The 25,179-nt window shown below is 48.2% G+C and carries 23 protein-coding genes; 22 read left to right on the top strand and 1 reads right to left on the bottom strand.

The annotated features are described in order from the left end of the window. Positions 1-49: 49 nt before the first annotated feature. The 9 genes from B1H56_RS03060 (at position 50) to B1H56_RS03100 (ending at position 8,719) form a co-directional block, all read left to right on the top strand. Positions 50-643 carry a glucose-6-phosphate isomerase gene (locus B1H56_RS03060; RefSeq protein ID WP_066523641.1) on the top strand — a complete coding sequence of 198 codons (594 nt, stop codon included), beginning with the start codon at positions 50-52 and terminating at the stop codon, positions 641-643. A gap of 2 nt (positions 644-645) precedes the next feature. Beyond that, positions 646-1,602: a phosphoglycerate dehydrogenase gene (locus tag B1H56_RS03065; RefSeq protein ID WP_066739634.1), complete on the top strand. Its 957-nt coding sequence runs from the start codon at positions 646-648 to the stop codon at positions 1,600-1,602. A 13-nt stretch (positions 1,603-1,615) separates the two neighbouring features. Next, complete coding sequence (locus B1H56_RS03070; RefSeq protein ID WP_066523639.1) at positions 1,616-2,257, top strand: bifunctional 2-keto-4-hydroxyglutarate aldolase/2-keto-3-deoxy-6-phosphogluconate aldolase; 642 nt, start codon at positions 1,616-1,618, stop codon at positions 2,255-2,257. 332 nt (positions 2,258-2,589) lie between these two features. Continuing rightward, a complete protein-coding gene (locus B1H56_RS03075) occupies positions 2,590-3,576 on the top strand; it encodes a sugar phosphate isomerase/epimerase family protein (protein WP_066739982.1) in 987 nt (328 codons plus the stop codon). Positions 3,577-3,598: 22 nt separating this feature from the next. After that, positions 3,599-4,657 (top strand): zinc-dependent alcohol dehydrogenase, encoded by a 1,059-nt coding sequence (locus B1H56_RS03080; protein WP_066519154.1) that lies wholly within the window; start codon positions 3,599-3,601, stop codon positions 4,655-4,657. Between the two features lie 2 nt (positions 4,658-4,659). After that, positions 4,660-5,052 carry a VOC family protein gene (locus B1H56_RS03085; RefSeq protein WP_066519152.1) on the top strand — a complete coding sequence of 131 codons (393 nt, stop codon included), beginning with the start codon at positions 4,660-4,662 and terminating at the stop codon, positions 5,050-5,052. 248 nt (positions 5,053-5,300) lie between these two features. Next, a complete protein-coding gene (locus B1H56_RS03090) occupies positions 5,301-6,638 on the top strand; it encodes a hypothetical protein (RefSeq protein ID WP_242862037.1) in 1,338 nt (445 codons plus the stop codon). A 34-nt stretch (positions 6,639-6,672) separates the two neighbouring features. Beyond that, positions 6,673-7,533 carry a sugar phosphate isomerase/epimerase family protein gene (locus tag B1H56_RS03095; RefSeq protein WP_066519150.1) on the top strand — a complete coding sequence of 287 codons (861 nt, stop codon included), beginning with the start codon at positions 6,673-6,675 and terminating at the stop codon, positions 7,531-7,533. 16 nt (positions 7,534-7,549) lie between these two features. Beyond that, on the top strand, positions 7,550-8,719 hold the full coding sequence (locus B1H56_RS03100; RefSeq protein ID WP_066519148.1) for a Gfo/Idh/MocA family protein: 1,170 nt from the start codon (positions 7,550-7,552) through the stop codon (positions 8,717-8,719). A 124-nt stretch (positions 8,720-8,843) separates the two neighbouring features. On the opposite strand, the gene B1H56_RS03105 is transcribed toward B1H56_RS03100, so the two are convergent. Next, positions 8,844-10,382, bottom strand: coding sequence for a xylulokinase (locus tag B1H56_RS03105; protein ID WP_066519146.1), 1,539 nt, complete (start codon positions 10,380-10,382; stop codon positions 8,844-8,846). Positions 10,383-10,627: 245 nt separating this feature from the next. On the opposite strand from B1H56_RS03105, the gene B1H56_RS03110 reads away from it, so the two are divergent. The 13 genes from B1H56_RS03110 (at position 10,628) to B1H56_RS03170 (ending at position 25,178) form a co-directional block, all read left to right on the top strand. Then, positions 10,628-11,557 (top strand): 1-phosphofructokinase family hexose kinase, encoded by a 930-nt coding sequence (locus B1H56_RS03110; RefSeq protein ID WP_066519137.1) that lies wholly within the window; start codon positions 10,628-10,630, stop codon positions 11,555-11,557. Positions 11,558-11,613: 56 nt separating this feature from the next. Next, entirely contained in the window at positions 11,614-12,246 is a 633-nt protein-coding gene (locus B1H56_RS03115) for a class II aldolase/adducin family protein (protein WP_066519134.1), read from the top strand. Next, entirely contained in the window at positions 12,243-13,730 is a 1,488-nt protein-coding gene (locus B1H56_RS03120) for a rhamnulokinase (RefSeq protein ID WP_066519131.1), read from the top strand. Before B1H56_RS03115 ends, B1H56_RS03120 begins: the two co-directional genes overlap by 4 nt. A gap of 120 nt (positions 13,731-13,850) precedes the next feature. After that, a complete protein-coding gene (locus B1H56_RS03125; RefSeq protein WP_066519331.1) occupies positions 13,851-14,519 on the top strand; it encodes a response regulator transcription factor in 669 nt (222 codons plus the stop codon). A 55-nt stretch (positions 14,520-14,574) separates the two neighbouring features. Further along, the gene (locus B1H56_RS03130; protein ID WP_242862154.1) at positions 14,575-15,957 is read left to right on the top strand and encodes a sensor histidine kinase; all 1,383 of its coding nucleotides are present in this window, start codon (positions 14,575-14,577) and stop codon (positions 15,955-15,957) included. A gap of 126 nt (positions 15,958-16,083) precedes the next feature. After that, positions 16,084-16,755, top strand: coding sequence for a response regulator transcription factor (locus B1H56_RS03135; RefSeq protein WP_066519126.1), 672 nt, complete (start codon positions 16,084-16,086; stop codon positions 16,753-16,755). Further along, entirely contained in the window at positions 16,752-17,768 is a 1,017-nt protein-coding gene (locus B1H56_RS03140) for a sensor histidine kinase (protein ID WP_066519123.1), read from the top strand. The genes B1H56_RS03135 and B1H56_RS03140 overlap by 4 nt, the downstream gene beginning before the upstream one ends. 178 nt (positions 17,769-17,946) lie before the next feature. Beyond that, entirely contained in the window at positions 17,947-18,714 is a 768-nt protein-coding gene (locus B1H56_RS03145; RefSeq protein WP_066519328.1) for an ABC transporter ATP-binding protein, read from the top strand. After that, complete coding sequence (locus B1H56_RS03150; protein ID WP_066519120.1) at positions 18,704-20,725, top strand: FtsX-like permease family protein; 2,022 nt, start codon at positions 18,704-18,706, stop codon at positions 20,723-20,725. Before B1H56_RS03145 ends, B1H56_RS03150 begins: the two co-directional genes overlap by 11 nt. A 448-nt stretch (positions 20,726-21,173) precedes the next feature. Next, complete coding sequence (locus B1H56_RS03155; protein WP_066519118.1) at positions 21,174-21,941, top strand: ABC transporter ATP-binding protein; 768 nt, start codon at positions 21,174-21,176, stop codon at positions 21,939-21,941. Positions 21,942-22,088: 147 nt separating this feature from the next. Further along, positions 22,089-22,775 (top strand): response regulator transcription factor, encoded by a 687-nt coding sequence (locus B1H56_RS03160; RefSeq protein ID WP_066519116.1) that lies wholly within the window; start codon positions 22,089-22,091, stop codon positions 22,773-22,775. Then, the gene (locus tag B1H56_RS03165; RefSeq protein WP_147554682.1) at positions 22,750-24,204 is read left to right on the top strand and encodes a sensor histidine kinase; all 1,455 of its coding nucleotides are present in this window, start codon (positions 22,750-22,752) and stop codon (positions 24,202-24,204) included. Before B1H56_RS03160 ends, B1H56_RS03165 begins: the two co-directional genes overlap by 26 nt. Then, the gene (locus B1H56_RS03170) at positions 24,201-25,178 is read left to right on the top strand and encodes a GerMN domain-containing protein (protein ID WP_066519111.1); all 978 of its coding nucleotides are present in this window, start codon (positions 24,201-24,203) and stop codon (positions 25,176-25,178) included. The genes B1H56_RS03165 and B1H56_RS03170 overlap by 4 nt, the downstream gene beginning before the upstream one ends. Position 25,179: the final 1 nt, after the last annotated feature.

Here is a 25,179-nt window from a genome sequence, read left to right on the forward strand (position 1 = left end):
CTCCAGTGAACCGTGAATATGCGGCACTGACGTTCGGAGGTTACTAAAAATGGGTAATGCGGAAAAATTTGATTGGGTACGTGGTTTTACGTGTGACTTTGACCTTATAAACGGTCTTTCTAAAACAGCGGAAAGCACAAAGCGTTATCTTTCCCAAATGAAGGGAATGTATGCGGACGATGCAGCGTTTGATAAAATGCTGGAAGGCGGAAATGATCCGCTTGTATATGAGTTCTATGAAATGGGCGCTCCCGAGCTTCCCGGCGACCTTGCGTTTGGCACAAGCATCACATATCCGGGAAAAGTAGGCGACGAATATTTCATGACGAAGGGGCATTTCCATACCATCCTCGATACCGGGGAAGTGTATTATTGTCTGAGCGGACATGGTTATATGCTGCTCGAAAGTCCGGAGGGAGATTGGTCGCTGCAGGAAATGACGGCTGGCGAGGCTGTTTATGTCCCTAAGCGTTATGCTCACAGAAGCATCAATATCGGCGATACACCGCTGGTGACGTTCTTCGTATTCCGTGGGGATGCGGGCCACGACTATGGCACGATTGAAACGAAGGGATACAGGAATCTCGTTGTAGAAAAAGATGGCAAGGCGGTAGCTGTACCGAATCCTAAGTGGGGTGAATGAGCATGAAGATATTGGTAACTCCCACTTCCTTTCTGAAGCCGGAGAATGCTGCTGCAAAGGCGAAGCTGGAAGCGTTTGCGGACGAGGTTGTTTACAATGACCTCGGGCGGCCGTTACAGGCGGAAGAGATTCTGGAGCGCCTTGATGGTGTGGACGGTTATGTAGCCGGCCTTGATTATATCACTGCGGACGTGCTCAGCAAGGCGCCGGACTCTTTGAAGGTAATTTCGCGTTATGGCGCGGGTGTTGACCGTGTGGATATGCCTGCGGCAACGGCAAAAGGGATTAAAGTAACCAATACCCCGGGTACGAACTCGGTAGCGGTGTGCGAGCTTGCATTTGCATTGATGCTATGTGCGGCGCGGAATATCCCCAAGCTGCATGCTGCGGTTGAGAAAGGCGAATGGCCGCGAAGCCAGGGAATTGAGCTTCGCGGGAAGACGCTTGGCATTGTAGGCATGGGTGCGATTGGAAAGAATCTCGCAACACGCGCAAAAGCGTTCGGAATGACGGTCAATGCATACGATCCTTATTTTGACGAAGCGTTTGCAAAGGAAAACGGAATCGGCAGGATGGACCTTGACGAGGTCCTTACGACTTCAGATTTCATTTCCCTGCATGTACCGCTCAATGATTCGACACGGCATATGATTGACGCGGAAAAAATCGCAGAAATGAAAGACGGCGCAGTTGTAATCAATACGGCACGCGGAGGAATTATTGACGAACAGGCTGCCGCGGATGCGGTGAAGAGCGGCAAACTCGGCGGTCTTGGTCTTGATGCGTTTGAGCAGGAACCGCTGATCGAGTCTCCTTTGAAGGGACTTGATAATGTAATTTTCACGCCCCATACAGGCGCACATACGGCGGAAGCGGTGAGCGGAATGGGAAGCATGGCGGTCGATAATGTGATCGCGGTTCTTTCGGGCGAGAATTGCCCGTATGTCTTAAATAAATAAGCAGGTGGATAATATGGAAAAATTAGAAGTTCTGAGAAGACTTGAAGAATGCGGAGTTGTGGCGGTTGTACGCGGCAACAGCGAAGAAGAAGTTATGAAGATCATTGATGCGTGCATTGCAGGCGGGATTATCGGTATTGAAGTAACGTTTACGGTACCGGGTGCCGTGGATATTATCAAAGCACTTGCGAAGCGCTATGATCCTAAAGACGTGCTGATCGGCGCGGGTACGGTTCTCGACCCGGAGACGGCGCGCGCAGCAATTCTGGCCGGAGCTCAGTTTATTGTGGCCCCCTGCCTTAATGCGGATACGGTAAAAATGTGCCTGCGTTACCAGGTTGCGTGCATGCCCGGCGCAATGACGATTAAAGAAACGGTTGACTGCCTGGAGGCAGGGGCGGATATCGTGAAGTTGTTCCCCGGAAACCTCGCGGGTCCGAAGATGATTAAAAACATTAAGGGGCCGCTGCCGCAGGTGCGTATTATGCCTACGGGTGGTGTGAACGCCGCAAATGCGGGTGAATGGATTGCCGCCGGCGCAGTTGCAGTCGGCGCAGGCGGAGACCTGACGGCGGGAGCGAAAACCGGCGATTATGAATCCATTACGCGGATTGCCAAGGAAATGGTGGCAGCCGTAAAGGAAGCGCGCAAATAAATAAAAATTTTTCAGTTTGATATGCACGAGGGCTGCGGCAACCTATGTTTCGCAGCCTTTGCTGTATTTTGGGCGGAAAAAAGGGGCGGTTTTAGACATGAATTTAGCGGCTGTTTCGATTGGAAATGCGCGAAGGAATAATCGGAAAAATGTCCGTACATTCTATCAAAAAATTCATGGCATATTTCTCTTGTTGCTGTTGACTTGGAGCGGCTTTTGGTATATCATAGAAACATAAACAGACAGAAAACAACTAAAAACAACATTTTCAAAAATGTAGTGTGAAAAAAATGGACTTGTAAGCTATATGAAAATAAACAGGAGGTAAGGAAATGAAGTTAGGATTCTTTGCGGCAAACTATGCGCATCTGAGCCTTGAAGAAGTGGCAAAGATCATGAGCGAGCATGGTTATGAGATGATGGAGATTCCGGCGTACATAGGGAATGGGCAGTTCGACTGCGACGAGATTCTGAAAGGGAACAACGCGGAAACCCTGAAAAAGATGCTGGAGAGTTATGGGATTACGATCTCGGCGCTGTCAAACCATGCGGACTCACTGCTGATCCTGGGGCCGTGGGGAGAGGATACGGACGGACTGTACAAAGGAACGAAGGAAGAAAAGATCAAGTACGGAACGGAGAGCCTTATCAAGACGGCGCAGGCGGCGAACGCGCTGGGGGTTCCGGTGGTAAACGGCTTTACGGGAGTGACGAACTGGGGGAGGTATTTTCCGTTTCCGTGCCCCCAGGGATGGGAAATGATGGAGAGGGATTTCGTGAAGTATTTCACGCCGATCCTGGACAAATTCAAGGAATATGGAGTGAAGTTTGCGGTAGAGCCGCATCCGAACAACTTCATCTATGATATTCACACGGCGAAGAAGGCGATCGAGCTTGTGGACGGGCATCCGTGCCTCGGGTTCAATATGGACCCGGCGAACCTGATCTACCTTGGGCTTCGGATCGAGAACTTTGTGGACGAGCTGGGAGACAGGATATTCCATGTACACGCAAAGGACGGGGAGATCGTAGAGCACAACATCCAGTACGGAGGGATTCTGATGCAGGGGGACTGGCAGAGGCTTGACCGTACGTTCCGGTTCCGGATACCTGGCTGGGGGAGCGTGCCGTGGAAGAAGGTGATTACGGAGCTGTCGATGGTGGGATATGATTACGTTCTGAGCTATGAGCATGAAGATGTGACGATGAGCGTAGGAGACGGAGTGGAGAAGGTATCGGCCTTCCTGAAGCCATTGATTATCAAGGCGCCGTATGAGGGAAGACGCGATAAGATATTCAACAATCCCTGCGAGAAATAAACTTAACAGGAGGAAAAATGAAATGGCAAGAATGATGAAGGCACAGGTTGTGGAATCACCAAACAATATGGTTCTGAAGGAAGTTCCGGTTCCGGAAATCAATGATGATGAAGTGCTGATCAAGGTAAAATATTGCGGCATTTGCGGTTCTGACTGGAGCATCTATACCGGGAAATATGCGGCAGACCAGCTTCCGCTGATTACAGGGCATGAGATTTTCGGTGTGATCGAAGAAGTGGGCCAAAATGCGAAGGGAATCAAAAAAGGTGATCGAGTTGCGGTGGACATCTGCCTCACCTGCGGAACCTGTTATTTCTGCCGCCGGGGCGACGGGCTGCTCTGCGAATCCTTTACGCAGCTTGGTATCCATACGGACGGCGGCTTTACCGAATATGTAAAAGCACCGTGGAAAAATATCTATCATATTCCGGACAGCATGGACGATTATACGGCAACGTTTGTAGAGCCTCTTACTGCGACTCTGCAGGCAAGTAAAAAGATGGATGCCAGGATTGGCTCTTCCTGCGTTGTGATTGGCTGCGGTCTTGGAGTCGTGCATGCCCTGTTAGCAAAGCTGCGCGGCTGTGCACCGGTAATTCTGGTGGGTGACAGTGAGCTGCGCCTCAATATGGCCAAAGAGATGGGGATCGATTATACGATCAATATCAAAGAGGTGGACGATCCGATCGCGGAAGTGAAAAGGCTTACGGGCGGCGTTGGCGCAGACTATGCAATTGAAGCGGTCGGGCATCACAGCACATATGAACAGGCGTTCGCCATGCTTCGCCGCGGCGGAAAGCTGGAAGCGTTCGGCGTGTGCGCGACGGACGATCTGATGCAGCTCGCACCCTATGATTTTGTTCTGGGAGAGAAGAAGGTCAGTGGTTCGTGCGCAGGGATTGGCAATGACTGGGGCGATGCGATTCGCCTGCTCGAATACAAGAGAATTGATCCGAAGCCGATGATTTCCATGGTGGTTCCGCTGGAAGAGCTGGAGGATGCGCTTAAGGAACTGCGCACTAATCCTAACCTCTTTAAGGTTTTGGTATCTCCCGAAATCAAGGAACGGGTGGTATTTTAAGTATGAAAATAGAAGGAGCGGATCATATCGGAATTAATGTCAGTAATATGGAAAGAGCGCTTCATTTTTACCATGATTTGCTGAAGTTGCCGATTTTGCGGGAAAAGATTGACAATGGGGATAACGATATCTACTACCTACAGCTGGGAGCAGATTCCCGGATTGAGCTTTTCGATTATCATGGCTCCAGTGAAAAGAAAGAAGTTGCGGAAAGCGATCTCGGTTACCGACATCTTGCAATACGCGTCGATGATGTAGACGAATGGGCGGCGTATTTGAAAGAGAAAGGCGTACCGATTCGCTATGGCCCGGAAAGCCTTACGCACCTGGGTTCACGCGTATGCCTGATTGAAGATCCGGATGGAACGGAAATCGAGATTTGCGCAGCATTATAAGTCTGACAAAAAGCCACCGGAAACGGTGGCTTTTTTTAGTAAATCCATTGATTTATTTTCGTTTTGTGTTACAATAAAGATATATTAGTGTTGGATGTTATTTTTTACTAGCTTTTTAGTGCGAAATTATTATCGAATTTTGTTGTTTGAGGTAGATGCTTCTATCATTTGGTGCTATAATAAGAGAGTGTTATGATAAGTTTGAAATGGTTTCTCGATCGAGAAAAAATGAGGGAGGTTAACCTGTTATGATGAAAGCACGTCTGGTGCCGCTTTATTTTGATGCGGCAAATGAGAGGGAACGGGGAGAGTTTAAAGAGCAACTTGACAGGCTGAAAGAAATGTACGGTGATGTTGCTGAATTTCTTGAACCGGTTTGTGTAGGAAACGCCCTGCCGGAAGCGGCGGATGCGGTTGTATTTCCGCAGTTGATCGGTGCGGCATTCAAGGAGAGTGAAAGCCTTAAAAAGTACGATTTGCCGATGATCGTTCTGACATCGAAGTTTGGTACGGTGGAAATGTGGGACTGGGAGATTGTATACTATCTCCGCGAAAAAGGTATGAATGTCTTTTCACCCTACAACATTGAACTGGCCAAGGTTGTCATTCGTGCAATTGCGGCCAAGGTGCAGCTTAAGCAAGGCGTAAAATTCCTGATGTTTCAGGATACGCCGGGCGAAGGTATGCAGGCCTATATCTTCAAGCGTTTTTACTGGTGGGAGGATGAAGCGACTCAGACAATGGCAAACGCCTTCGGCATGAAGTTGATTCATAAGAGCTGGAGAAAACTTGCGGAGGATGCGAAGGCTATATCTGATGACGAAGCGCGCAAGATAAGTGCCGACTGGGATATCAACAAAGCCGAAGACCTTACAGAAAAGTCTTTTCTTTCGGCAGTAAAGCTATATATTGCCGCTAAAGCGGAATGCGAAAAAGAAGGCAATGTAGTTGGTATCGGCTGCAATTGCCTGAACGAAAGTTTCTATTCCGACAGCACTCCGTGCCTCGCATGGAATATGCTGTTTGAACGGGACGGCATCATATTTGCTTGCGAGGGAGATACGCTTACGCTACTTTCCAATTATATGATCTACCAGTCGCTGAAAGCACCGTTTATGATGAGTAATGTCTATCCGTTCCTCGTTGGGATGGCTGCTCTTGCGCATGAGAAAATCGATAAATTTCCGGACATTGAGGATCCGGACAACCATGCACTCGTAGTGCACTGCGGATATTTCGGACTCGTGGCACGACAGTTCTGCTCGCGGTGGATTCTCCGGCCGAAGGCGCTTGAAATCGTAGATGACAACGCTGTTGTAGTGGATTGCGAATTGCCGAAAGGGCCCGCAACGTTGGCAAAAGTCACGGCGGATATGAAGCATATTGTTATTATTGAGGCTGAGATTGAAGACTATGTGCAGTATCCGGGCAGCGATTGCCGCAATGGTGCCCTGATCCGCTATAATGACGGTCACAAGGTAATGGAGGGATTAAGCTCGCACCATGCTATTGTGATGTCCGGCGACTGGAAGGTCCAGCTGCTTCAAATGGCAAAGGTATTCGGCTTGGAGCCGACAGTTCTATAATAATTATTAAGCTCAGGAAAGGGAGGACTAGAAGATGAAAATAGGTATTGACAGTTATTGCTACCATAGATTTTTTGGCGAGGTATATGACGATCAGGAAGCACCTAAAAAAAATATGACGATGGAAGATTTCCTGTGCCGGGCGAAAGAGCTTGATGTAGACGGCGTTTCGCTGGAATCGTGCTTCTTCCCAAGTTTCGATGAAGCCTATCTTGCTGACCTGAAAGGCCAGCTTGACGAATATGGCTTTGACCGGGTATTTGCATGGGGACATCCGGACGGACTTGAAAGAGGCGGAAATCCGCAGGCCTTTGAGGATATGAAAAAATTGATTCCCTGCACGAGGATGATCGGCGCGGATACGATGCGCGTAACCGGATCGAGCCTGATGTTCCGGCATGAAGACCACGGTCCACAGGTGAAAGCGCTGATTAAACAATTTAAAGAAGCAGTCAAAATCGCGGAAGACAATGGTGTGAGAATGGCCGTTGAAAATCATATCGACTTCACGGCAGATGAAATTTATCAGATTCTTGAAGGGGTTGATTCTCCGAATTTTGGCGTGAATTTTGATACTGGGAATTTCCTGCGCCTGCTTGACGATCCAATTGCGGGGATGGAAAAATTGGCTCCCTACGTATTTGCCACACACATCAAGGACCTGAAGATTGAGCCTTCCGCAAACCCCACCGATTGGTTCTTCTTTGCTGGTGTACCGGTAGGAATGGGCCTCATTGACAACCAGAAACTGGCCGAAATCCTCCACAAGAACGGCTATAAGGGATTCCTTGCCGTTGAGATCGACCATCCGCACAGTGACTGGGCTGGCTTTGAGGATGAAGCAGTTGGCATCAGCGTAAAGAATCTTCGCAAAATTGGCGATTCACTGAAATAAACAAAGGAGATTTGCTATGAAGAAAAAATTGAATATTGCCCTGATGGGCAGTGGTTTTATGGGAAAAGCCCACAGCTATGCGTGGACGCTCGTCAATAAGTTTTTTGATGTCGATTACGAACCCGTACTCAAAGTAAACTTTGGAACGGATGAAGAGCTGACGAGGGAGTTTGCTGAAAAGTGGGGATGGGAAGAGATTTCCACTAATTGGGAAGAAGTGATTAACCGCGACGATATTGATATCGTAGACATCGTGACACCTACCTACATCCACAAGGATATGGCAGTTGCCGCTGCCAAAGCGGGAAAGCACATTTTCTGCGAGAAACCCTGTGCGGTTACATACGACCAGACTAGGGAAATGGCGGAAGCAGCGGACAAGGCCGGTGTAGTAAATTATTTAAACCATAACTACCGCAGGGTCCCGGCGGTTGCATTTGCAAAGCAGATGATCGAAGAGGGTAAACTGGGTACGATCTATCACTGGAGAGGTGTATATTTGCAGGATTGGGTCATGGACCCGAATTTCCCGCTGACTTGGCATTTCAAGAAGGATCTCGCGGGCGGAGGTCCGCTGTTTGATCTGAGTTCTCACGCGATTGACCTTGCCAGATATCTGATTGGTGAAGTAAAGGCAGTTACGGCTGTGAATAAGACGTTTATCGAAGAGCGGCCGCTTCCGGGCCAGCGTGCGGCAACGTTCTCCGCAGGTGGCGAAGTAAACAGTGAAAAGGGCAAGGTAGAGGTAGAGGATGCGAGCTTCATGATCGCCGAATTTGAAAACGGCGCGCTGGGCTCCTTTGAGTCTTCGAGATTTGCGGCAGGCCGTAAAAATTACAATACGTTTGAAGTTTATGGCAGCAAGGGCGCGCTTACGTTCAATTTTGAACGTATGAACGAGCTTCAATATCTAAATCTCGACGATCCGGCCGACGAACAGGGCTATAAGACGATTCTCGTTACTAACATGACGCATCCGTATGCGGGCGCGTGGTGGGCTGCCGGCCATGTAATCGGTTATGAGAATACGTTTGTACATGCGATGGCAGACTTCCTCAAAGCTGTCGAGAAAAATGAAACGATCGAGCCGAATTTCCACGATGGGGAAAAGATTATCCGTACGCTTGAAGCGGCGGCACTCTCAAGTGAAGAAAAACGGCGTGTTGAGGTTTCCGAAATCAAATAGGAAACAGGAAATGTAAAAAGACGCACATGGGAAAGAGGTAATCCTTACACTCCGTTATCCTTTCCCGGTGCGTCTTTTTGTGCGTTTTGGCAGGGGATATCATGAAAAAGTATTCCCCTTTTTCTTATTCCTCAATATCAAGCGCATACAATTTATCGCCGATTTTAGCCAGATAATCGGCCGCTTCCTTGTAAACTTCAAGAATCTTATTATATTCGGCCTGCGCCACAGGATCGACATGGCTCACGCTTTCGATTTTATGGATTCGATCAATCGGTGAGAAATCGTTCCACATTCCACAGCCGACTGCCGCGATCGCTGCCGCGCCGAGAGAGCCGGCTTCCTGGCCGACATTTGTTTTGATAACATCCATGCCGTAGATATTGGCAAACATCTGCAGCCACAACGGGCTGTTGGCTCCGCCGCCAACGAACAGTATTTCGTCCTGAAGCGCAGTCATAGTCTTCATATAGTCAAGCGCGATACGCAGGGCAAGGGAAATGCCTTCCATTGCGGAACGGATCAAATCCGCCTGCGTATGTTTGAGATCAAGACCTACATAGGCGCCGCGAATATTGGGTGTGAGATCCGCTCCCGTGCCACCCGCAAGACTCGGATTGAAAAGCAGCTTATGGGAACCAATAGGCGACTGTGCGGCGAGTTCGTTCATCAATATGTAAGGATCCCTGTCGCCGGCATTCTGCATGATATCCTTGCAAAGCTGATTGCGGACCCATTGGAAAGAAGAACCGGCCGAGAAAATAGAGGTTGCCGAAACAAATAAACCGGGGATACAGTGCGCGAACACAAAAGGAGAGAGCTTGGTGTCAAGGATCGGCTCATAGCTGGATACCACGTTCCATGCCGAGGAACCAAGAGACACGTAGGCGCGTCCGTCCGCAATGCAGCGGCCGCCAAGCGCCATGCACGAGTTGTCTACGCCTCCGCACGCTACCTTGACATCTACGGGAAGGCCGATTTCTTCCGCAGCCTCGTTCGTCAAAGTACCGATAATCTCGGTGGATGGGATGATCTCCGGGAAAATATCGGCGGGAAGTCCCATTTCCTTCATATAAGCTTCGTCGTATTGCCCCTTCTTCAGGTCATAAAAGCCAATGCCCGAAGCGTAAGAATGATCGGTATACATTTTTCCGGTCAGAAGATAATTGATATAATCCTTCGTTCCCAGTACCGTTGCAATCCTGGCAAACATCTCCGGTTCGTTTTTGCGGTACCACATCAGCTTGAAAGCCGAATACAGATGGCTGGGAAAGCCGTTTCCGGTCATCATATACCAATCATCCTTGCTGTGCGATGCAAAAAACTCATCTGACTCCTTTTGCGCCCGCGTATCCGACCAAATCGGCGCTGTTTCGCGCAGGAGTTCCCCGTTTTTGTCGACCGGAACGACGCCGAGGCTATGGCCCGAAATCGCAAGTCCTTCAATTTTATTTTTGTCAGCTCCAGATTTTTCAAGCAGGCGCTGCGTGCTTATACAAATGGACTGCCACCAATCGCTGGGCCGCTGCTCATGCCAGCCGACGTGCGGGTAGACCGTATCGTAAGGTTCGAAGGACGAGGCGAGGGAAAGACCCTCGGCGGTATACAAAGACGCTTTGATGCCGCCGGTTCCAAAATCATATGCAATAATATACTGTTTCATGAAAAGACTCCATTCGAGATAATGTGATACATCTAATTTTATTATAATAAATCGTTTCTGCAGTTTCAATAGAAAGCAGGTAAAAAATGAAAATATTTTTTCAAAAAAAATTTATATTTCCAGAACGAAACGGACAAAAAACCACATTGATTTTATGGTGTTTTTGGCCCTTCAAAATTTGACGCAAACCCGCTTCCGTATTATAATAAATGAGGTATAAATTTCAAAATCAGAGGGAGAATCGTATGATTAATACAGTTACTTTAAATCCAGCGATGGATGAAATTCTCTACATCGAATCCTTTCAGGAAAACTGCATGAACCGAATCCAGAAAAAAGAAAAATGCCTAGGCGGGAAAGGGACGCATTTGGCGTATAATTTTTCACTTCTTGGCGTTCCGAACCGTACGTTCGGTGTTTCCTTTGGAAGCTGTGGGCAGGAAGTGATTGATGTCCTGAAGGAATCGGGGTCGGATACACACTACCTTTGGTATGAAACGCCGGAGACGCGCACAAATTATCTGGTGGTTGATAAAGACAGGAACTGCACGTTTCTTGGAGGAAAAGGAGAGGTCCTGACGCAGGAGATTACGGGAAAACTGTTGGCGTTGATGGAGTCCCAGATGCAGAAAGGGGATACGCTGATTATCGCGGGGGATGCCTCCAATGTGGAGGATAAGGACGTTCAGAAGAAGCTTCTTGAGATCGCGAAGAAAATGGACCTGAAATTGTATCTTGACAGCTCGGGTGCATTTATGAAGGAAGGACTTAAATATCATCCTCAGCTGATTAAGCCTAATCTTGAAGAACTGTCCGAGCTTGTGGGCCGCGAACTTAAAAATGCGGACGATGTGGTCGGCGCGCTTGATGAAATTCCGGATATTCCGGTGGTGATGGTCTCCATGGGAGGGGACGGCTGGGTATTCCGGTACGAAGGAAAAATCTACCGTGGCTATGGCCTTAAAGTGCAGGTGGGCAACACGGCGGGATGCGGGGATGCCCTTCTGACCGGGCTTATCTACGGTCTCGAGTGCAATCCGATGCCGGTCATGGATATGCTTGCATATGCGACTGCGCTTTCCGCAACTTGTGCGGCAAGCAATAAAACGGTTGGCTTTGATATTGAAAAAGCAAAAGAATGGATGAAAGACGTTAAAATCGAAGTCATCCGCTAAAAAGTTAAAATCCGGCGATGCCGGAAATATAAAGTTTATGCTGGGAGGCAATTAAAATGGCAGAATTATCTTATATGGATAGAAGATTGGAAATGCTGGAAATCATTCGGTTCTTGTATGACCGCAAGCTTACGAATGCAGCAGGCGGGAATCTTTCCGAGCGTGTGGCGGAAAACCGCGTATTGATTACACCTACTATGATGTCGGAGCATCATAGGTGCCGCCTGAACCCGGAAGACCTGATGATTATCGACTATGACTGCAACATTATTGAGGGGCCGGACAAGCTTTCGCGTGAAAGCAAGATGCACACGATGCTGCTTAAAAATTTTCCGGAGTTTGGCGCGGTGATCCATGCGCATCCGCAGTTTTCCATGTGTTTTGCGGCGTTCAGCCAGCCGATTCCGTCCGTGACGGAAGCGACCATGAAAATGGGAGACTGCGGCGTGATCCATCAGGCGTGGGCCTATTCCGAGGAGCTTGCGATCCGTACTAACGAGTATTTTATGAACAATCGTGAGCGCGCACAGAAAATGGGGCTCGAAGGGATACTGCCGCAGCACGGCATCGTCGCGGCGGCACCTACGCTTAATAAAGCCTACAGCATCGTAGAGCGTGTGGAATATGATGCGATGGCGAACATCTTTAAACCGGCGGTATATGCGGCGCAGGAGAATTTACACGAATGAAAAAGGAAGGCTTGGCGTTAGCGGTTGATCTTGGCGCGTCCGGTGGCAAGCTTTTCGTGGGCGAGCTTAAGGATGGAAAAGCAGAGATCCACCCGGTACACAAATTCAAAAACAAGATCGTACTTGCACAGGGCAGGGCATATTGGGATTTTCTGCGCATTTTTGATGAAATCAAAATGGGCTATGCGCTGGCCCAGCGCGAGTTCAGCGGGCAGATCACATCGATTGCAATCGATTCATGGTGCAACGATTATGCCTTAATTTCCGAACATGGAACAATGATCGGTACGCCGCGCAATTACCGTGACAGCCGCACCTTTGGCTGGATAGAACGCTCGTTTGAGATGATGCCGCAATATGAGGTATACAAGCGGACGGGGCAGCAGTTTCAGCGTTTTGAGACGAGTTATCATTTGCTTGCAGAAAAGGAACAGGATCCGGATATCCTCGGGATCGCAAAGGAACTGATCTTCATACCGGACTATCTTTCGCACCTGCTGGGTGCAAAGAAATATTCGGAATATACGATTGCGAGCGTATCGAACCTCTATAATCTCGTAGAAAACAAATGGGATGAGGATATCCTCAAGGCCTATGGCCTGCCAAGGGAAATCTTTATGCCGATAGTATATGCGGGAGATAAGGTCGGTGAAATAGCAAAGGATGTGACGGATGAGCTCCAGGTGCCTTCCGCAGAAATTTATGCGGTCGGTTCCCACGATACGGCTTCGGCGGTGGTGGCAGCACCGGCGGAGGATGATGAAGAGTTCATCTTTATTTCGAGCGGCACGTGGTCCCTTGTGGGTGCAGAACTGAGAAATAATATCATGACGGAGGAAAGCATGAAACTTGGCTTCGGAAACGAAGGCGGGGTTATGCGGCGAAACCGTTATATCTGTAATGTGATGGGGCTGTGGATCATTCAGGAATGTGTGCGTATGTGGAACCTGCAGGGAAAGGATTACGACTTTGCAGGGCTTGCGGAAGAGGCAAGCAAGGTTACTACATGCGATACAGTGTTTATTGATCCGGATGACAGCAGGCTTTTCGAGCCTGCCAATATGCCGGAGGTTGTCGCGCAAATGGCGCGGGAACATGGGTATGCGCCTCAAAACGATTTTGAGATCGTACGGATTGTGACGCAAAGCCTTGCATGCAAATACCGTTATGTGATCGACAACATCGAATACCTGACGGGAAAGAAGTTCCCATGTCTGCATATCATTGGCGGCGGAAGCCAGAATACGTTCCTCGACCAGCTTACGGCGAATTACCTGCATAAGCCAGTAAAGGCCGGTCCGGCGGACGCTACGGGGATTGGAAATATCCTTACCCAATGGATCGGGCGGGGAATACTGAAAGGCCTGAAGGAAGCGCGGCAGGTTTGCGCAGCCTCGTGCGGGATCAAGACCTACCAACCGAGCAGCGATGAAACGTTTGAAAAGAATTACCACAAGTTTCTGCACGATATCGGGAAAGCTTAATTGTAATGCTGAAAACGGCCCTGTTCAGGGCCGTTTTTTGATACAAAACAGCTTCCTGTCACGCGATGTTCACATTATGCGGATAGAATGGTAAAAAGTAAACATGCGGTGGTGAAATATATGTATAAGATTCTGGTTGTAGACGATGAAGAAAATATTCGCGCCCTGATCCGTAAATATGCGGAATTTGAAGGATACGAAGTCGAGGAGGCAAAGGATGGGATGGAGGCGGTTGCTATGTGCCGTAACCATGATTATGATTTTATTATCATGGATATTATGATGCCTGAGCTCGACGGATTTTCCGCATGCAGTAAAATCCGGGAAATCAAGGATATCCCCATGCTGATGCTTTCCGCGCGCGGAGAGGAGTATGACCGGATCCATGGTTTTGAGCTGGGAATCGACGATTATGTGGTCAAACCTTTCTCACCCAAAGAATTGATGATGCGCGTGAACGCAATCCTGCAGCGCTCGAGCAGGGGCGGTGCGGAAAATGAAAAAATAACGTTTGGCGGCCTTGTCATCGATACTTCGGCGATGCTCGTATATGTGGACGGGGAGAAGGCGGAGCTGTCGCCCAAGGGGTATGAGCTTTTATACTATCTCGCCAGGAATAAGGGGATCGCGCTCACGCGGGAGAAGCTGATTACCGAGGTGTGGGGCTATGACTTTTATGGCGACGACAGGACGCTTGATACGCATATCAAGCTGCTGCGCAGCGCCTTGAAGGAGTATCGCGATTATATTGTGACGCTTAGGGGAGTGGGTTACCGGTTTGAAGCCTGATACGATGAGTGTAAAATGGAAAATCTTTTTCTATATACTGATTTTTGCGGTTGCAATGATCGTACTGTTATGGTTATTCCAGATTGTATTCCTGAATGATTTTTATCAGGCGATTAAAAAAAACGAAATCCAGAAAACAGCGCAGACCATTTCGCAAAACATCGATAATGAGAACGTAGAAACGCTGATCGACCAGATTGGCGACCGTTTTGACGTGCGCGTCGAAGTTGCGGATATGGAGGGAAATGCGATCTATAGCACGGATACTATGCCGAACCTTCCCCAGAGTGAATTGGCGGTAGTTGCACGGAAGACGCAGGAAAGCGGCGGAAGCAAGATCGAGATATTGAGGATGGAAAAATTTGAAAATCCTGACTATAATGAACAGCTGTTCAATGGTAATAATATACCGCCGCGCGGCATGAGCGGGTTTGAGACGCTCATTTATTCACAGATCGTGACCCCGGAAGATGGAACGCCCATTTTGTTGGTGCTTACCTCGCGGATTACGCCTGTAGACGCCACGGTAGATACCCTGCGCGTTCAGCTTGTTTATATTACGATTATTCTGCTTGGCTGCGCTTTGTTCCTCGCGTTTGTGATTTCTAAGTGGATATCGCGGCCGATTGTAAAGATCAATAAGGGAGCCAAAAAACTTGCGCGAGCCGAGTACGACGTACATTTTGATGATGGGGGATACCGGGAGATTGCCGAACTTGCGGATACGCTGAATTACGCCTCGCGTGAGCTTTCGAAGGTGGAAAAACTCCGACGCGAACTCTTGGCCAATATTTCTCACGACCTCCGCACTCCGCTTACGATGATTATTGGCTATTCGGAAGTTATGAGGGATATTCCCGGGGAAAATTCGCCGAAGAATATTCAGATTATCATTGATGAAGCGAAACGGCTGACGACCCTTGTAAACGATGCGATGGATATTTCCAAGCTCCAGGCAGGAACGCAGGAACTGAACATGGAGCGTTTCAACCTGACGGAGTCGATTAGCAATATTGTTGCGCGTTATATTAAGCTGATGGAGCAGGAAGGCTATCATATCAGTTTCATATGCGAACGGGATGCATATGTGTTGGGGGATGAAGTAAAGATTGGACAAGCGCTATGCAACCTGATTAATAACGCCATCAATTATTCGGGTGAAATTAAAAGGATTATTGTGCGGCAGCGGGCCGAAAATGGGATAGTTACCGTTTCCGTCGAGGATAACGGTGAAGGGATCGCCAAAAGTCAGCTTGAGTATATCTGGGATCGTTATTATAAGGTGGATAAAACACACAAACGCGTTTCTGTTGGGACGGGACTTGGACTCTCCATCGTAAAGGGAGTGCTTGAACTGCACCATGCGGAATATGGCGTGGAAAGCGAACTGGGAAAAGGAAGCGTTTTTTGGTTCAGGCTTCCGGAAGATACAAAATAAGCAGAAGCAAGGAAAGACGGCCGCCGGCTGTCTTTTTTGGTTCTATAATGCTTAAGATTTTTTTAAGACCGGGAAAGCGCATTGAATAGGCTACGGGCTTCTTTTATAATGAAGTGGAAAGAAAGGATGATTTCAATGAAAATATGTATTGTGGAAGACAATCAGAAGATACGGGAAGAGCTAACCTCCTTCCTGCAAAAATACGGATATTCCGTGTGCTCGGTCGAGGAGTTTGAGAGCGATGTAGTATCCGCGATCCTTAAGGAAAAAGCGGATTTGCTTTTGCTTGATATCAACCTGCCGGTGGTCGACGGATATTCTATCTGCCGTGAGATACGCAAGCAATCCACCATGCCTGTTATCATTGTAACGAGCCGGAATACGGAAATGGATGAGCTGATGAGTATGAATCTGGGCGCAGACGATTTTATTACCAAGCCTTATAACACACAGATTCTTCTCGCGCGCATTAATTCTGTGTTAAAAAGGGCCTACCATACGGTGGATAAACTTGACTGTGGCAGATTTGTACTGAATCTTTCCAAAAGCCTGCTAGAATATGACGGGCGGGAAATCGAATTGACGAAGAATGAACTGCGTATTTTGAATACGCTGGCCCGGCAGGCGGGAAACATAGTTTCCCGCGAGGAATTGATGAACGACTTGTGGAGCAGCGATATGTTTGTGGATGAAAACACTTTGAATGTGAATGTAAACCGGCTGCGCCGGAAGATGGAAGACGCCGGCCTTGCGGATGTGATCGAAACGAAAAGGGGACAGGGGTATTTGCTGAAATGAAGCTGATTGACTATCTGAAGGATAAAATACTGTTTCTGTTATTCGATCTGCTGATTCTTGCATCGGCGGCGCTTTTGTTTTACCTGCTTGCCGTTGGATCGATGATTATTGTGTTTTTCGGGACAGTTATTGCTGCCTGCCTTATCATTCCGCTGCTCGTCGATTACCACCGGAGAAAAAGGTTCTATAATGGTTTTCTGTTATTGCTGGATGAACTTGAACAGAAAAACTTGATTGCTGAGATTATGGAGAGGCCGGGCTTCCGGGAGGGGATGATTCTTTACGATTCCCTCCATATTGCAAATAAAGCGATGCTCGAAGAGATAAAGAAATACAGTAAGGCACAGGAGGAATATCGCGGGTATATTGAAATGTGGATTCATGAGATCAAAACGCCAATCGCGTCTTCGCGGCTGGTGCTGGAAAACCATAAAGAGATACCGGCCGCGAAAGGGCTCGCGGAGGATATTGATGCACTTGAAAACCTTGTGGAGCAAGTGCTTTTTTATGCGCGGAGCAGTGCGGTCGAAAAAGATTATATGATACGTAAAACCAATTTGAAGGATATCGTATATGCCGTGGCACGCAGGAATGCAAAGATGTTGATCGAGCGCAGAATCCGCCTTGAAACGGAAAATCTCGATATCTGTGTCAATACCGACGCTAAGTGGATCGAATTTGTCCTGAACCAAATCGTTGGGAATGCGGTGAAGTATTGCGATAAGAGCGACGCGAAAATATGGATCACCGCCCGCAAAGATAGCAATGCTGTCCTTCTCAATATCTCGGATAACGGGATTGGCATCCTTGAGGAAGAACTTGGCAGAGTGTGCGAAAAGGGATTTACCGGCACCAACGGAAGACAGCAGGAGAAATCGACCGGGATGGGGCTTTATCTGTGCGCAAGGCTATGCGAAAAGCTGGGACATGGATTTAAAATCTCATCCGAATATGGAGAAGGGACAACGGCGACTATTGTTTTTCCGGAAAGTTCGATGCTTAAAATGCAATAATCCAAAGCGGCGCTTGGCTTTTTTTCTTACAAAACTGTAAGGGAGGCGTAAGGCGAAACGATAGGTGCTTTTCACTGGCCTGTATATAATAAAACCACAGAAGGATGCGCAAAGCATCCTGATCGAATCTATTTATGCAGTCAGGGGCTTTGAAATGAGCATCTATTGGGAGGTAAAAATGGAAACGCTGCTAAAGGTCAGAAATGTAGAAAAAATATACGGAGGAAAAGGTAACCTTACAAAAGCGTTGGACGATGTCAACTTCGATGTGGGCAAAGGCGAATTCCTCGGGATCATGGGTCCTTCCGGAAGCGGGAAAACAACGCTTTTAAATTGCATCTCTACCATCGATATGGTAACGAGCGGCCACATTGCGGTAAACGATACGGATATTACTATGCTGAAGGCAGGACGGCTTGCGGAATTCCGGCGGAAGCAGCTCGGGTTTATTTTCCAGGATTTTAACCTGCTGGACACGCTGTCGGGCTACGAAAATATCGCGCTTGCGCTTACGATATGCGGCGTTGGGTACGGACAGATCAAGGAACGTATCAAGAATATCGCCAAAACGCTTGAAATAAACGACGTGCTTTATAAATATCCCTGCGAAATGTCCGGAGGACAGAAACAGCGCGTTGCGGCAGCAAGGGCGATCATCACAAACCCGTCCATGATCCTCGCGGATGAACCGACGGGCGCGCTCGACTCGAAATCGTCCCGTATGCTGCTTGAAAACTTTGTAGATATGAATAAAAAACTGGGGGCGACGCTCCTCATGGTGACGCATGATGCGTTTGCGGCAAGCTACTGCAGCCGCATCCTGTTCCTGCGAGACGGAAAGATATTTACCGAGCTTGTGCGGGGTATGGACAGCCGGAAAGATTTCTTCAGTAAAATTATTGAAGTGGTGTCCCTTTTGGGAGGTGACGTAGCCGATGCTGTGTAAATTAGCCTTCCGAAATGTCCGCAAGAGCATCAGCGACTATACGGTCTACTTTATCACGCTGATGTTTGCGGTAATGTTTTTTTATGCGTTTAACTCACTCGACGCGCAGCAGGCGATTATGGACCTCAACGAAAACAAGGCGTCCTCGGCGCAGGTAATGTTGGAGAGCATTAAGGTTTTTTCGACGTTCGTTGCCGTTGCACTTGCGATCCTGATCCTATATGCCAATAATTTCCTAATCAAGCGCCGGAATAAAGAACTGGGCATTTATCTTATGCTTGGGATGGGAAAGGGCCGCGTGGCGGATATCCTGATGATGGAGACCTTGCTTGTGGGCGTGATTGCACTCGTGGTAGGCCTTCTTTTGGGAATTCTGTTCTCCCAGGGGATGTCGCTTATTACGGCGAAAATGTTTGAAGTGCAGCTCAAGGAATATGTTTTTGTTTTTTCACCGAAGGCGGCGATCCAATCCATTATTTATTTTGGGGTGATGTTCCTGTGCGTGATGATTTTCAACGCGATAAGGATATCCAAGCAAAAGGTAATCAAATTGCTGCATTCGGATGCGGAAAACGAAAGAGTTATCGGAAAAAAGACATGGGTCTCCATCCTGATGACGGTTGCGGGGATCGTCTTGATTCTCATTGCATACTACCTGATTATCAAAGGAATGCTGATTATGTATCTTCCGTTTGTGATGTTGTTCGGTATTCCAGGCACGTTCTTGCTGTTTGCGGGACTTTCCGGCTTTGTATACAAGATTGCTTCACGAAACAAAAAGAAATATTACAAAGGACTTAATCTGTTTGTAACAAGGCAGCTTACAAGCAAAATCAATTCGACGCATACATCAATGGCGCTTATTTGTCTGATGCTGTTTGTGACGATCGTGACGCTCGGTGCGAGCTCAGGCGTATCTGCCGCGGTAAATAAGGAAGCTGTGCGCGACCTTCGATTTGATGCGGAATATTTCATGGAGCCGTCAGCCGCTGAAAGCGCTGGAAGCGGGGTCGCGGCGCTTGAAGCTTATGGAATTCCCGTAGGCGAGTTTTTCAAGGAAACGGCGGAATACGCGCGCTACGACAGCGATGTGGATATGCTGACGGATTTTGCCGAATATCTCGACATTGCGCAGGCGAATGAAATGTCGAACAATATGGACGTGAAGGCCCTTGCGGGCGCAATTCCCGTTTCGCAGTTTAATAGCTTCCCTCGTTTGATCGGCGAACCGGAAATTCAGATTGGCGAAAACGAAATCGGCGCAGTAACCTATAACGAGATGATGGCGGAAAGCCTTGAACAATATGTAAACGACGGTCACAAAATCAATTCGAACGGAAAAGAATATGCGCTCACACCGGATCGTATTCGAATGGCAAATACGAGGATCATGGGCTCCGCAGCCATCGCGCCGATGATCTTCATTTATCCGGATGCGGACGTTGTTAATTTTGAACTGAAGGAAGTAACAGTCGACGGGGTCTATGTAGACAATGCGCCCAAGGAAGAGACAGATCAGGCCTTGGTCAATAAACAGGCGGAGCTGCGGAGAGCGAACCCGGACCAGGAACGTCCATTCAGCAACTTTACGTCGGCGCTGAGGTCGCAGGATTCCAGTATTGGCCTGCGCGTGACGATTTCGTTTGTGGGGATATACCTTGGCATCACTTTCCTTGTGACGGCGGCAGTCATCCTGGCCTTGCAGCAGCTTTCCGCGGCAAATGACAACAAGAAGCGCTATGCGACGCTCAGGAAGCTTGGCACGGAAGAGAAAATGATCAACAGGTCGTTGTTGAAACAGATCGCAATTTATTTTCTGATCCCGCTTGCTGTAGCGGCAGTCCATGCGGTTTTCGGAATACAAGGCCTGATGAGTATGATTAATATGATGTGGTATGAAAACGTCTATCAGGATGTATTTTGGGGCCTTACAATCATTGCGGTGATTTACGGAATTTATTTTGCGGCAACTTATTTCAGCAGCAAAAAGATTATCCGCGAAAAGCAATAAAAACGAGAAAAATACGTGAGCTTATCATAGTGTAAAGGTGCTTTGGCACACAGCAGGAATATGAGCTGTGCGGACGGCCAATTAAACGCTATATAAAAACGCGGACGCGGCGAGAGGATATTAAGAACTGGGAACAGGATATCGTTCCCCGGTCAGGAATACAAAAAAAGAGGCTGGGAAGCCTCTTTTTTGCGTAAGACGCAAGAAATAACGGAAGTTATTAGGACTGGAAGATTGTAAGAATATCGTAAGAATTTTAGGCGCCCGCCGTTAAGAAGTGTGGCCTATAATTAAGGCATCAAATAAAGAAAAGGAGTGATGAAAGTGAAAAAAATGTTTTATGCGGTTATGGTCCTGGTGAGCGCCTTCTTTCTGGTCAATGCGGGGATGAGCGAAACTGAAGCGCTAGAAATCATTCCTGACTATAAAAAAGTATAAGGTAAAGACAATGGGACATTTGCTTTGGGTGAAAGACATAGAGAAAATATACGGAAGCAGCAGGAATGTCACAAAAGCCCTTAACGGACTCAGCTTCTGTGTGGACAGTGGTGAGTTTGTAGGTATTATGGGACCGTCCGGCAGCGGGAAGACGACTTTGCTTAATTGTATCTCCGCAATTGATACCGTGACAACCGGGCACATCTATATCGATGGGACCGACGTGACACAGATAAAACCGGGGGATATCGCGCGGTTTCGGCGGGAACAGCTGGGATTCGTTTTTCAGGAATTCAGCCTGATCGATTCGCTGACCGCTTATGAAAATATATCGCTTGCGCTTACGATCAATGGAGTGCCCTATCAAGAGCTTCGTGTTCTCGTAGCGCAGGTGGCGGATGCACTTGAAATCAGCGGCATCCTGGGTAAATATCCGGGGGAATTATCCGGGGGCCAGAAGCAACGCGTAGCGGCTGCACGGGCAATTGTGACACAGCCCGCGTTAGTGCTTGCGGATGAACCGACAGGCGCGCTCGATTCCCGTGCGGCGCGCAGGATGCTTGAAAGCTTTTCCGATATGAACAAACGGTTCCGCACTACGCTCCTGATGGTAACGCACGATGCGGCTGCGGCAAGCTACTGCAGCCGTATCCTGTTTCTGAGGGACGGGGGAATTTTTACGGAACTCCGGCGCGGCAGTCTTGCGCGCGGCGCGTTTTTTAAAAAGGCGCTGGATGTCGTTTCGCTCATGGGAGGAGATGCGGAGGATGCCGGTTGATTTTCCGGCGGCAGGCGCGGATGAAGCGGGGGAGGTAGAATAAACCATTGAAAAAGCGGCATTTACCGCCTTTTTCTATAAGAAAATGTTACAAAATCATAACGGGTATGCTATAATAAATTAATGTCTTAATAAGGAGCATTCATTATGGCAAAAAATATTTTGATCGTGGATGACGAACCTACTCTGGTGAAAGGACTGCGTTTTAATCTGGAGCAGCAGGAAGGCTATGTGATCGACGTTGCTTATGACGGGGAAGAAGCACTCAATATTTTTGATCCGGAAAAGCATGATCTTATCCTTCTGGATTTGATGCTACCCAAAATTGACGGAATGGAAGTATGCCAGAAGATCCGCAGCGTTTCGGAGGTGCCTATTATCATGCTGACCGCCAAAGGGGAAGACATGGACAAGATTATGGGCTTGGAATTCGGCGCGGACGATTACATGACAAAACCGTTCAATATGCTTGAACTGAAAGCGCGTATTAAGACAATCCTCCGCCGTGCGGGTGCGCAAAAAACGGTGGCGGATACGCAGACGATCCAGGTGAAAGATATGAAGGTGAACCTGATTAACCGCAGCGTTGAGATTAAAGACGAGGATGTCAACCTTACTGCCAAAGAGTTTGACCTGCTGAATCTTTTTATTACGAACAGGGGCAAGGTATTCGACCGGAATACACTTTTGGAGCTCGTCTGGAAACATCAGGGAGATTTGCGTACTGTGGACGTACATATCCGCCGCCTGCGTGAAAAGATCGAACAAAACCCGGCAAAGCCGGAATATATTTTGACAAAATGGGGAGTTGGCTATTATTTTACGAACAAATAAGCTGCTATACTCTATTAGATGGCAATTTGCCGTCATCTACCTGATCCTTGTAGGAATCGTATTTGGGCTGGTGTCTGTTGCGGTTTCATCGCTGGTAGAAGATTATCTGGTCAACCAGCGTGTTTCAGCGCTGACAAAGGCGGCCAACAGCACTGCGGTTCAGGTAGCGCCGTATCTTTCGGATGATGATGCGGGTACGATATATGACATCGTGGTCAATAATGGGAATGATTCCGGCGGCCGTTTTCTGGTGCTGAACAGTTCCGGGATTGTTGTTGTTGACAGTTTTTCCGATCTGAACGGGGTTAAGTTGTCAGACCGGGAGGTAAACGATATTTTGTATGGCCGGAATTCATCTTCCTATGGATTTCATTCCATCAGTGATCCCAGCGGGGATTTCTGGGCCGTTTATTGCACGTCTTCTATTGTCCACAATGGCCAGATTATAGGAGCCGTGCTTTATTCTTCCAGCATTCAGGATGTGGTCAATGCGACCGGTATGCTGCAGGAGCGTACGCTTGCCATATTCTTGCTCGCCTGCGGAATTATTATTATCATCAGCCTTTTTACAACGAATCTGATTACCAAACCGATTAAAAAACTGACCGACGTTGCGATAAAGATTTCCAACGGAGATCTTTCTCAACGGGCGAATATCCGCGGAAAGGGCGAGGTCGCCGAGTTGGCGCAGACTTTTGATATGATGTGCGGCCGGATTCAGAATATGGACCAGCAGAGGAGCGAATTCGTATCGGATGCTTCCCATGAACTGAAAACTCCGCTTGCCTCTATGAAAATACTGGTGGAATCGATGCTGTATCAGGACAATGTGCCGGAAGAAGTGTATAAGGAATTTCTGGGTGATATCAACGGAGAAATAGACCGGATGAACAGCCTGATTACGGATCTCCTTCTGCTCTCCAAGATGGACAGCGACATCGTGACAATCAATCTTGAAAAGGTACGGATTTCTTCTATTGTAAATAAATGTGTCAATGCGCTTGAACCGATTGCACGGGAGCGCAATATCAGAGTCAGGACAGACCTCAGCGACGATTTCGAACTGGAATGCGATCCGCTGAAATTACGGCAGGCAATCAATAATCTGATTGAAAATGCAATTAAATATACAGGCGACGGCGGTCATGTGTTTGTGACGACAAAGCATCATGGCGGCGAGGGAGCCGTACGTATTGAAGACAATGGAGTCGGGATGAGCCCCGAACATTTGGAGCATATCTTTGAACGTTTTTACCGGGTGGATAAGGCGCGTTCCCGCGAAACCGGAGGAACGGGCCTCGGCCTTCATATTGTGCGCCGGATCGCCCTGATGCATGGCGGACGCGTAGACGTGGAAAGCCAGGAAGGCAAAGGCTCTGTGTTCACGCTTGTGGTTCCGCTGGTCCAGCATACGGAGGACATATTATGAAGCAATGGAAAAAACTTGTTTGTATCGCATTATGCTGCCTCTCTTTTTTGGGGATTGCGGCCTGCACGCAGCAGAGCGAGGCGCCGTCCGCTGTGCCTTCGGAGGAAGCGGCGATTCAAATCAATCCGCTTCCGGAAGCGGTCAGCAAAGACAAGGAAACAGCCCGTTTATATTTTGGGTATATGCAGGAGGCTCTCCTGATTGGTGAAGTCCGTGTGTTTTCCGTTCCTATTAATGAAAATTCCGAGGCTTCCATTATTGCGGAACTGATAAAAGGGCCTTCGACTGCGCGTACCGATTTAACCCAGCTGATTAATCCCAATACCAAAGTGGTAAATGTCACGCAGGACGGCACATTTCTTTCCGTAACGCTCAGCCAGGACTTTTTAACGCCGCCGGAGGATACCTCGGCTGACGGGACAGAAAACGAGGCATACGAAAAAACGAGGAAAATGCTGGCCGCCTATTCTATCGTAAATACGATTGTGGAGCAGGGAAATTTTTCGCGGGTGCAGATTTACATCGACGACGACGGCACGGGTACGGGACGGCCGCTGACGCTAGAGGAGGCGGGCCTGGACGGGGAAGGAACCACGGAGGCGCTGGAACGCAAAGGAGACCTCGACCTGAACGGGCGGAATACTTTGCGCGAGATCATGAGCTGCATTGAAAATAAGGATTGGAATATGCTGTACCGCTACATTTCTTTTAAAAATCTTTACGGGGAAGACAAACCTTCACTTGAAGATTTCAAGAGCGAAATCACAGCGGCCAAGCTTGTCATTTCGGATGTTGAAATCGGGGATGAGATACAAAGCGCGGACGACCTCACCGAGGTGGTAATGGCCAGCTATGTCTTAAAGCTGCGTGATGGGGATGCAAAGACGGTTTCCAACGTCCCGCTCCGCCTGATCCTGGAAAATGATGTGTGGAAAATGACGTATACCACATTCAAACGGAATTTTTTGTCGTAGG

It is taken from the genome of Christensenella minuta (genome assembly GCF_003628755.1).
GTDB lineage: Bacteria > Bacillota > Clostridia > Christensenellales > Christensenellaceae > Christensenella > Christensenella minuta.